The sequence below is a fragment of the Neisseria sp. Marseille-Q1983 genome, assembly GCF_018224585.1.
Lineage (GTDB): Bacteria > Pseudomonadota > Gammaproteobacteria > Burkholderiales > Neisseriaceae > Neisseria > Neisseria polysaccharea.
The window spans coordinates 61,615-71,230 of the sequence record NZ_JAGTUI010000006.1 but is presented as its reverse complement, the minus strand read 5'-3'; the positions used below and the strand labels follow the sequence as shown (position 1 = coordinate 71,230).

Sequence of the window (9,616 nt, the reverse complement as noted above, 5' to 3'; positions counted from 1 at the left end):
GATATATGTTTAAAAATTTGGCTTTTGTAAATATATGGGCGGTAAAACCGCCCGCTAAAGTCAATTTGCATGGGGTTAATTCAAAATCCGCCCTTCATCTGCCCGCTCCCCTAAAAAAAACCGTATATATATATAACTGTCCGCATTCTATCGCTCTGGCGACGATACCGATATTTCCAAGTTTGTGTATCAAAATTGTATATCGGGCATAGACTATTTCGGCGAGGACGAAGATATAGATTTCCACGATTGAATACATGGAAGCCAAGTACGTCTATCAACACTATATTAAAACACAGCCTTTTTTTTGAGGTTTCGGGTAACTTTTAAACCGTCATTCCTACGAAAACAGAAAATCAAAAACAGAAACCTCAAATCCCGTCATTCCCGCGCAGGCGGGAATCCAGACATTCAATGCTAAGGCAATTTCTCGGAAATGACTGAAACTCAAAAAACTGGATTCCCGCCTGCGCGGGAATGACGAAGTGGAAGTTACCCGAAACTTAAAACAAGCGAAACCGAACGAGCCGGATTCCCACTTTCGTGGGAATGACGGGATATACGTGGGAATGACGGGATATAGGTTTTCGTGCGGACGCGTTCGGATTCACGACTGCGCGGGAATGACGGGATTTTGGTGTATTCCCTAAAAAAAATAAAAAAGCATTTGCAAATTTGTTAAAAATAAATAAAATAATAATCTTTATCATTCTTTAATTGAATTGGGTTTATATGAACAATCCATTGGTAAATCAGGCTGCTATGGTGCTGCCGGTGTTTTTGTTGAGTGCTTGTCTGGGCGGAGGCGGCGGCAGTTTCGATCTTGATTCTGTCGATACCGAAGCCCCGCGTCCCGCGCCAAAATATCAAGATGTTTCTTCCGAAAAGCCGAAAGCCCAAAAAGACCAAGGCGGATACGGTTTTGCGATGAGGTTGAAACGGAGGAATTGGTATCCGCAGGCAAAAGAAGACGAGGTTAAACTGAACGAGAGTGATTGGGAGACGACAGGATTGCCGACAGAACCCAAGAAACTGCCATTAAAACAAGAATCCGTCATTTCAAAAGTAGAAGCAAACAATGGCGACAACAATATTTACACTTCCCCCTATCTCACGCAATCAAACCATCAAAACGGCAACACTGGCAACGGTACAAACCTGCCAAAAAACGAAGTAACAGATTATAAAGATTTCAAATATGTTTATTCCGGCTGGTTTTATAAACATGCTAAAAACGAAATCATAAGAGAAAACAGCTCAATTAAGGGTGCAAAGAACGGCGACGACGGCTATATCTTTTATCACGGCAAAGAACCTTCCCGACAACTTCCCGCTTCTGGAACAGTTACCTATAAAGGTGTGTGGCATTTTGCGACCGATGTCAAAAAATCCCAAAATTTTCGCGATATTATCCAGCCTTCAAAAAAACAAGGCGACAGGTATAGCGGATTTTCGGGCGATGATGATGAACAATATTCTAATAAAAACGAATCCATGCTGAAAGATGGTCAAGAGGGTTATGGATTTACCTCGAATTTAGAAGTGGATTTCGACAATAAAAAATTGACGGGTAAATTGATACGCAATGATAAAGTTACAAACGCTACTACTAGCGGCAAACATACCACGCAATATTACAGCCTTGAGGCTCAAGTAACAGGCAACCGCTTCAACGGCAAGGCAACGGCAACCGATAAACCCGGCAACGGCGAAACCAAACAACATCCCTTTGTTTCCGACTCGTCTTCTTTGAGTGGCGGCTTTTTCGGCCCGAAGGGTGAGGAATTGGGTTTCCGCTTTTTGAGCGACGATAAAAAAGTTGCGGTTGTCGGCAGCGCGAAAACCAAAGACAACACTGCAAATGGCAATACTGCGGCGGCTTCAGGCGGCGCAGGTGCGGCAGCATCGGGCGGTGCGGCGGCTATGCCGTCTGAAAACAGTAAGCTGACCACGGTTTTGGATGCGGTCGAGCTGACGCACAGCGGCAAAGCAATCAAAAATCTCGACAACTTCAGCAACGCCGCCCAACTGGTTGTCGACGGCATTATGATTCCGCTCCTGCCCAAGGATTCCGAAAGCGGGAACAATCAAGCCAATCAAGGTACAAATGGCGGAACAGCCTTTACCTACAAAACAACCTACACGCCGAAAAGCGATGAAAAAGACACCCAAGCAGGTACGGCGGAGAATGGCAATCCAGCCGCTTCAAATACGGCAGGTGATGCCAATGGCAAAACAAAAACCTATGAAGTCGAAGTCTGCTGTTCCAACCTCAATTATTTGAAATACGGGTTGCTGACACGCAAAACCGCCGGCAACACGGGGGAAGGCGGCAACGGCAGCCAAACCGCCGCCGCCCAAACGGCACAGGGTGCACAAAGTATGTTCCTCCAAGGCGAGCGCACCGATGAAAAAGAGATTCCAAGCGAGCAAAACGTCGTTTATCGGGGGTCTTGGTACGGGCATATTGCCAACGGCACAAGCTGGAGCGGCAATGCTTCAGATAAAGAGGGCGGCAACAGGGCGGAATTTACCGTGAATTTTGGCGAGAAAAAAATTAACGGAACGTTAACCGCTGAAAACAGGCAGGCGGCAACCTTTACCATTGAGGGAACGATTCAGGACAACGGTTTTTCCGGTACGGCGAAAACTGCTGACTTAGGTTTTGATCTCGATCAAAGCAATACCACCGGCACGCCTAAGGCATATATCACAAACGCCAAGGTGCAGGGCGGTTTTTACGGGCCCAAAGCCGAAGAAATGGGTGGATGGTTTGCTTATCCGGGCGATAAACAAACGGAAAATGCAACAGTTGCATCCGGCAATGGAAATTCAGCAAGCAGTGCAACTGTCGTATTCGGTGCGAAACGCCAACAGCTTGTGCAATAAGCACGGCTGCCGAACAATCGAGAATAAGGCTTCAGACGGCATCGCTCCTTCCGATGCCGTCTGAAAGCGAAGAGTAGGGAAACACTATGCAACAGCAATATTTGTTCCGATTAAATATTTTATGCCTGTCTTTAATGACTGCGCTGCCCGTTTATGCAGAAAATGTGCAAGCCGGACAAGCACAGGAAAAACAGTTGGATACCATACAGGTAAAAGCCAAAAAACAGAAAACCCGCCGCGATAACGAAGTAACCGGTTTGGGCAAATTGGTCAAAACCGCCGACACCCTCAGCAAGGAACAGGTACTCGACATCCGCGACCTGACGCGTTACGACCCCGGCATCGCCGTCGTCGAACAGGGGCGCGGCGCAAGCTCGGGTTACTCGATACGCGGTATGGACAAAAACCGCGTTTCCTTAACGGTAGACGGCTTGGCGCAAATACAGTCCTACACCGCGCAGGCGGCATTGGGCGGGACGAGGACGGCGGGCAGCAGCGGCGCAATCAATGAAATCGAGTATGAAAACGTCAAGGCTGTCGAAATCAGCAAAGGCTCAAACTCGGTCGAACAAGGCAGCGGCGCATTGGCGGGTTCGGTCGCATTTCAAACCAAAACCGCCGACGATGTTATCGGGGAAGGCAGGCAGTGGGGCATTCAGAGTAAAACCGCCTATTCCGGCAAAAACCGGGGGCTTACCCAATCCATCGCGCTGGCGGGGCGCATCGGCGGTGCGGAGGCTTTGCTGATCCACACGGGTCGGCGCGCGGGGGAAATCCGCGCACACGAAGCCGCCGGACGCGGCGTTCAGAGCTTTAACAGGCTGGTGCCGGTTGAGGATACCAATCAGTACGCAAATTTCATCGTTGAAGAAGAATGCGAAAGCGGGAATTACGAAACGTGTAAAGCGAATCCGAAAAAAGATGTTGTCGGCAAAGACGAACGTCAAACGGTTTCTACCCGAGACTACACGGGTCCCAACCGCTTTCTCTCCGATCCGCTTTCATACGAAAGCCGGTCGTGGCTGTTCCGCCCGGGTTTTCGTTTTGAAAACAAACGGCACTACATCGGCGGTATACTCGAACGCACGCAACAAACTTTCGACACGCGCGATATGACGGTTCCGGCATTCCTGACCAAGGCGGTTTTTGATGAAAATAAAAAACAGGCGGGTTCTTTGTCCGGCAACGGCAAATACGCGGGCGACCACAAATACGGCGGACTGTTTACCAACGGCGAAAATGGTGCGCTGGTGGGCGCGGAATACGGTACGGGCGTGTTTTACGACGAGACGCACACCAAAAGCCGCTACGGTTTGGAATATGTCTATACCAATGCCGATAAAGACACTTGGGCAGATTATGCCCGCCTCTCTTACGACCGGCAGGGCATCGGTTTGGACAATCATTTTCAGCAGACGCACTGTTCTGCCGACGGTTCGGACAAATATTGCCGTCCGAGTGCCGACAAGCCGTTTTCCTACTACAAATCCGACCGCGTGATTTATGGGGAAAGCCACAGGCTCTTGCAGGCGGCATTCAAAAAATCCTTCGATACCGCCAAAATCCGCCACAACCTGAGCGTCAACCTCGGTTTTGACCGTTTTGGTTCCGACCTCCGCCATCAGGATTATTATTATCAAAATGCCAACCGCGCCTATTCGTCGAAAATACCCACTCAAAACGGCAATCAAAACATCAGCCCCAACGGCAGCCAAGACAAACCCTATTGGGTCAGCATAGGCGGGGGAAATGTGGTTACGGGGCAAATCTGCCGCTTGGGCAATAATACTTATACGGACTGCACGCCGCGCAGCATCAACGGCAAAAGCTATTACGCGGCAGTTCGGGACAATGTCCGTTTGGGCAGGTGGGCGGATGTCGGCGCGGGCTTGCGCTACGACTACCGCAGCACGCATTCGGACGACGGCAGCGTTTCCACCGGAACGCACCGCACCCTGTCCTGGAACGCAGGCATCGTCCTCAAACCTGCCGACTGGCTGGATTTGACTTACCGCACTTCAACCGGCTTCCGCCTGCCTTCGTTTGCGGAAATGTACGGCTGGCGGTCGGGCGATAAAATAAAAGCCGTCAAAATCGATCCGGAAAAATCGTTCAACAAAGAAGCCGGCATCGTGTTTAAAGGCGATTTCGGCAACTTGGAGGCAAGTTGGTTCAACAATGCCTACCGCGATTTGATTGTCCGGGGGTATGAAGCGCAAATTAAAAACGGCAAAGAAGAAGCCAAAGGCGACCCGGCTTACCTCAATGCCCAAAGCGCGCGGATTACCGGCATCAATGTTTTGGGCAAAATCGATTGGAACGGCGTATGGGATAAATTGCCCGAAGGTTGGTATTCTACATTTGCCTATAATCGTGTCCGTGTCCGCGACATCAAAAAACGCGCAGACCGCACCGATATTCAATCACATCTGTTTGATGCCATCCAACCTTCGCGCTATGTCGTCGGCTTGGGCTATGACCAACCGGAAGGCAAATGGGGTGTGAACGGTATGCTGACTTATTCCAAAGCCAAGGAAATCACAGAGTTGTTGGGCAGCCGGGCTTTGCTCAACGGCAACAGCCGCAATACAAAAGCCACCGCGCGCCGTACCCGTCCTTGGTATATTGTGGATGTGTCCGGTTATTACACGATTAAAAAACACTTTACCCTCCGTGCGGGCGTGTACAACCTCCTCAACCACCGCTATGTTACTTGGGAAAATGTGCGGCAAACTGCCGGCGGCGCAGTCAACCAACACAAAAATGTCGGCGTTTACAACCGATATGCCGCCCCTGGTCGCAACTACACATTTAGCTTGGAAATGAAGTTTTAAACGTCCAAACGCCGCAAATGCCGTCTGAAAGGCTTCAGACGGCATTTTTTACATAATTTTCACCGTTTCCCATCATCCCCGACAATACCGTAATCTTGAAACCCGTCATTCCTGCGAAAAAGGCGGGCGTAGGATGTGCAGCGTGGGCATAGGGCAGGCTGCAAGGCAGGTGTAGGGTTGGCTGTAGGGTGGACTTCAGCCCACCAACCCCACCAACCCCTCCAATCCCTCCAACTCCGTCAATGTTATCCATCCTGCCCAATCCCACCGAAAACCGAAACCGCCGAATCACGCCTATTCCCCAAAAAACCTTTGATGCGGTGAAATTGGTGGGATTGGTGGGCTGAAGCCCACCCTACAGCCCACCCTACGGCTCGCTGAAATTTCGTCATTCCCGCGCAGGCGGGAATCTAAGTTTGTCGGTGCGGAAACTTATCGGATAAAACGGTTTCTTTAGATTTTACGTTCTAGATTCCCGCCTGCGCGGGAATGACGGGATGTAGGTTTCTGTGCGGACGTGTTCTAGATTCCCACTTTCGTGGGAATGACGGGATTTCAGTTTGCGGATTGATTTGAAGTTGCAAAATCCCAACGGACCGGATTCCCGCTTTCGCGTTTCAAAGTTACGGCGTTATCGGAAAAACAGAAAATCAAAGCTGCGAGGATTTATTTAAAACAACCGAATTTCAACGAACCGGATTTTCGCCTGCGCGGCGGCGGAAGGTTTTTTGTTTTTCCTGACAACTGTCCGCAACCTGAAATTCCGGCCGCCGGCATAACGGTATAAATATTTTCTATTTGAATCCAATATAAAATGCCGTCCGAACATTGTTCGGACGGCATTTTAATGCTTCAAATCAGTTGGTGCCGACTTTGATTTTCTGCCACAGGCTGACCGACAGTTTTTTCGCATCCGCGCTCATTTGCGGCATCACGAAACCGTCTTTCATATCCTGCTCGTTCGGGAAGATGGAACGGGTGTTCACCAGCTCGGCAGGCATTTTTTCGCGCGCCGGTTTGCTGGCGGGGGCGAAGGTTACGGCGATGCCGTTTTTCGCCGCGATTTCGGGGTCGAGCGTGTAGTTGATGTATTTGTGGGCATTGGCGACGTTTTTCGCATCGGCGGGAATCAGCCAAGACTCAATCCAGAAGCCCATACCTTTCGGTGTCAGCACTTCGATGCCGACGTTGTTTTTCACTTCTTCGGAACGTGCTTTCGCCAAGTTCAAATCGCCGCCGTTGCCTGCCGCCAGACAGATGTCGCCGCGCGCCAGCTCGTCGATGATGGACGGGCTGAAACGTTTGACATCCGGACGGATAGACTTCAACACTTCCGCCGCCGCCTTCAAATCTTCAGGATTCGAGCCTTTGGGGTCTTTGCCCAAGTAGTTCAGCAAAATCGGGAACATTTCGCTCGGGGTGTCCCACAGGGCGATGCCGCAGGATTTCAGCTTGTGGGTGTATTCAGGTTTGAACAGCAAATCCCAGCCGTTTTCGGGCAGCTTGCCGCCTAAAAGCTCTTTGCCCTTCGCCGTAATCGCAATCGTGTTCACGCCGGAGAAATAGGGGACGGCATACTGGTTGCCCGGGTCGGCGGTTTCCAGCATTTTCAAGAGTTCGGGATCGATGTTTTTATAGTTGGGAATCAGGTCTTTGTTGACTTTTTGATACGCGCCCGCCTCGATTTGGCGCGGCAGGAAGGCGATGCCCGGCACAACCAAATCGTAGCCGGATTTGCCGGTCAGCATTTTGGCTTCCAGCGTTTCATTGTTTTCGTACAAGTCGTAAGTCAGCTTCAGATTGTTGGCTTTTTTAAAGTCTTCGACCGTACTCTCGTCAACATAGTTCGACCAGTTGTAGATGTTCAGAGTATCGGTGGCAGCGGCTTCGGCATTGGCAGCAGACGCAGCATCTGCTTGAGGTTGCACGGCGTTTTTTTCGCTGCCGCCGCAGGCTGCCAGAGACAGCGCGGCCAAAACGGCTAATACGGATTTTTTCATACGGGCAGATTCCTGATGAAAGAGGTTGAAAAAAAAGAAATCCCCGCGCCCCATCGTTACCCCGGCGCGAGGTTTGGGCATTGTAAAGTAAATTTGTGCAAACTCAAAGCATATTGGACTGATTTTTTTGAAAATTTGAAACTTTTGCGCCCAAAGGCGGAGGATGTGCCGGATTTTGCCGCCCGCGCGCGCCGGTAAAACGGCTTATGGGAAAATAAAGGGAAAAGGCTTGCATATAATGCAAACCCCCTTTAAAATTGCGCGTTTACAGAATTTATTTTTTCAGGAGATTCCAATATGGCAAACAGCGCACAAGCACGCAAACGTGCCCGCCAGTCCGTCAAACAACGCGCGCACAACGCTAGCCTGCGTACCGCATTCCGTACTGCAGTGAAAAAAGTGTTGAAAGCAGTCGAAGCAGGCGATAAGGCAGCCGCACAAGCAGTTTACCAAGAGTCTGTTAAAATCATCGACCGCATCGCCGACAAAGGCGTATTCCATAAAAACAAAGCGGCGCGCCACAAAAGCCGTTTGTCTGCAAAAGTAAAAGCACTGGCTTGATTTTTGCAAAACCGCCAAGGCGGTTTTTTGATATGCAATAAGCAAAACCCTGAAGCCTGACGGTTTCGGGGTTTTCTGTATTGCTGGGGCAAAACCCGAAATGGCGGAAAGGGTGCGGTTTTTTATCCGAATCCGCTATAAAATGCTGTCTGAAAACCAATATGCCGGCAATGGGGGTGGAGATGAATACACGGAATATGCGCTATATCCTTTTGATAGGACTGTTGCCGATGGCATCCGCTTTTGGAGAGACCGCGCTGCAATGCGCCGCTTTGACGGACAATGCTACGCGTTTGGCGTGTTACGACAGGATTTTTGCGGCAGGGCAGGAAGGGCGGGAGTCGAAAACCGTACTCAATCTGACGGAAACCGTCCGCAGCAGTCTGGATAAGGGCGAGGCGGTCATTGTTGTTGAAAAAGGCGGGGATGCGCTTCCTGCCGACAGTGCGGGCGAAACTGCCGACATCTATACGCCTTTGAGCCTGATGTACGATTTGGATCAAAACGACCCGCGCGGGCTGTTGGGCGTGCGCGAACACAATCCGATGTACCTTATGCCGGTTTGGTACAACAGTTCGCCCAATTACGCCCCGACTTCGCCGACGCGCGGCATAACCGAACAAGAGAGATTCGGGCAGCAAAAGCGTGCGGAAACCAAATTGCAGGTTTCGTTTAAAAGCAAAATCGCTGAAGATTTGTTTAAAACCCGCGCAGATTTGTGGTTCGGCTACACCCAAAAATCCGATTGGCAGATTTACAACCAAGGCAGGAAATCCGCGCCGTTCCGTAATACCGATTACGAACCGGAAATCTTCCTGACCCAGCCTGTGAAGGCAGATTTGCCGTTCGGCGGCAGGCTGCGTATGCTCGGCGCCGGTTTCGTCCACCAGTCCAACGGGCAGAGCCGGCCCGAGTCGCGTTCTTGGAACAGGATTTACGCCGTGGCGGGGATGGAGTGGGGCAAATTGACGGTGATTCCGCGCGTGTGGGTGCGTGCGTTCGATCGGGGCGGCGATAAAAACGACAATTCCGACATTGCCGACTATATGGGGTATGGCGACGTGAAGCTGCAGTACCGCCTGAACGACAGGCAGAATGTGTATTCCGTATTGCGTTACAACCCCAAAACAGGCTACGGCGCGATTGAAGCCGCCTATACGTTTCCGATCAAGGGCAAACTCAAGGGCGTGGTACGGGGTTTCCACGGTTATGGAGAGAGCCTGATCGACTACAACCACAAGCAGAACGGTATCGGTTTCGGGTTGATGTTCAACGACTGGGACGGCATCTGAATGCCGTTTCAAACGACCTGTCAAGTTGCCGTGCCGTCTG

At 50.7% G+C, this 9,616-nt stretch carries 5 protein-coding genes; 4 read left to right on the top strand and 1 reads right to left on the bottom strand.

Features of this window, described 5'->3' with window-relative positions:
- Window positions 1-732: 732 nt before the first annotated feature.
- Both KEM39_RS02520 and tbpA read left to right on the top strand, forming a co-directional pair.
- The gene (locus KEM39_RS02520) at window positions 733-2,889 is read left to right on the top strand and encodes a transferrin-binding protein-like solute binding protein (RefSeq protein ID WP_211690737.1); all 2,157 of its coding nucleotides are present in this window, start codon (window positions 733-735) and stop codon (window positions 2,887-2,889) included.
- 86 nt (window positions 2,890-2,975) lie between these two features.
- Window positions 2,976-5,723: a transferrin-binding protein TbpA gene (gene tbpA / locus KEM39_RS02515; protein ID WP_211709548.1), complete on the top strand. Its 2,748-nt coding sequence runs from the start codon at window positions 2,976-2,978 to the stop codon at window positions 5,721-5,723.
- Window positions 5,724-6,580: 857 nt separating this feature from the next.
- Here tbpA and KEM39_RS02510 read toward each other — a convergent pair.
- Window positions 6,581-7,723, bottom strand: coding sequence for an extracellular solute-binding protein (locus KEM39_RS02510; RefSeq protein WP_019272516.1), 1,143 nt, complete (start codon window positions 7,721-7,723; stop codon window positions 6,581-6,583).
- Between the two features lie 297 nt (window positions 7,724-8,020).
- Here KEM39_RS02510 and rpsT point away from each other — a divergent pair, with 297 nt between their 5' ends.
- Together rpsT and KEM39_RS02500 are read left to right on the top strand one after the other, a co-directional pair.
- Window positions 8,021-8,284: a 30S ribosomal protein S20 gene (rpsT, locus tag KEM39_RS02505; RefSeq protein WP_019272518.1), complete on the top strand. Its 264-nt coding sequence runs from the start codon at window positions 8,021-8,023 to the stop codon at window positions 8,282-8,284.
- Window positions 8,285-8,445: 161 nt separating this feature from the next.
- Window positions 8,446-9,576 (top strand): phospholipase A, encoded by a 1,131-nt coding sequence (locus KEM39_RS02500; protein WP_029609199.1) that lies wholly within the window; start codon window positions 8,446-8,448, stop codon window positions 9,574-9,576.
- Window positions 9,577-9,616 lie beyond the last annotated feature (40 nt).

Bases quoted from the DNA above. Each gene is read 5' to 3' on its own strand.
- KEM39_RS02520 (WP_211690737.1), top strand. From the start codon at position 733: ATGAACAATCCATTGGTAAATCAGGCTGCTATGGTGCTGCCGGTGTTT.
- tbpA (WP_211709548.1), top strand. From the start codon at position 2,976: ATGCAACAGCAATATTTGTTCCGATTAAATATTTTATGCCTGTCTTTA.
- KEM39_RS02510 (WP_019272516.1), bottom strand. From the start codon at position 7,723: ATGAAAAAATCCGTATTAGCCGTTTTGGCCGCGCTGTCTCTGGCAGCC.
- rpsT (WP_019272518.1), top strand. From the start codon at position 8,021: ATGGCAAACAGCGCACAAGCACGCAAACGTGCCCGCCAGTCCGTCAAA.
- KEM39_RS02500 (WP_029609199.1), top strand. From the start codon at position 8,446: ATGCCGGCAATGGGGGTGGAGATGAATACACGGAATATGCGCTATATC.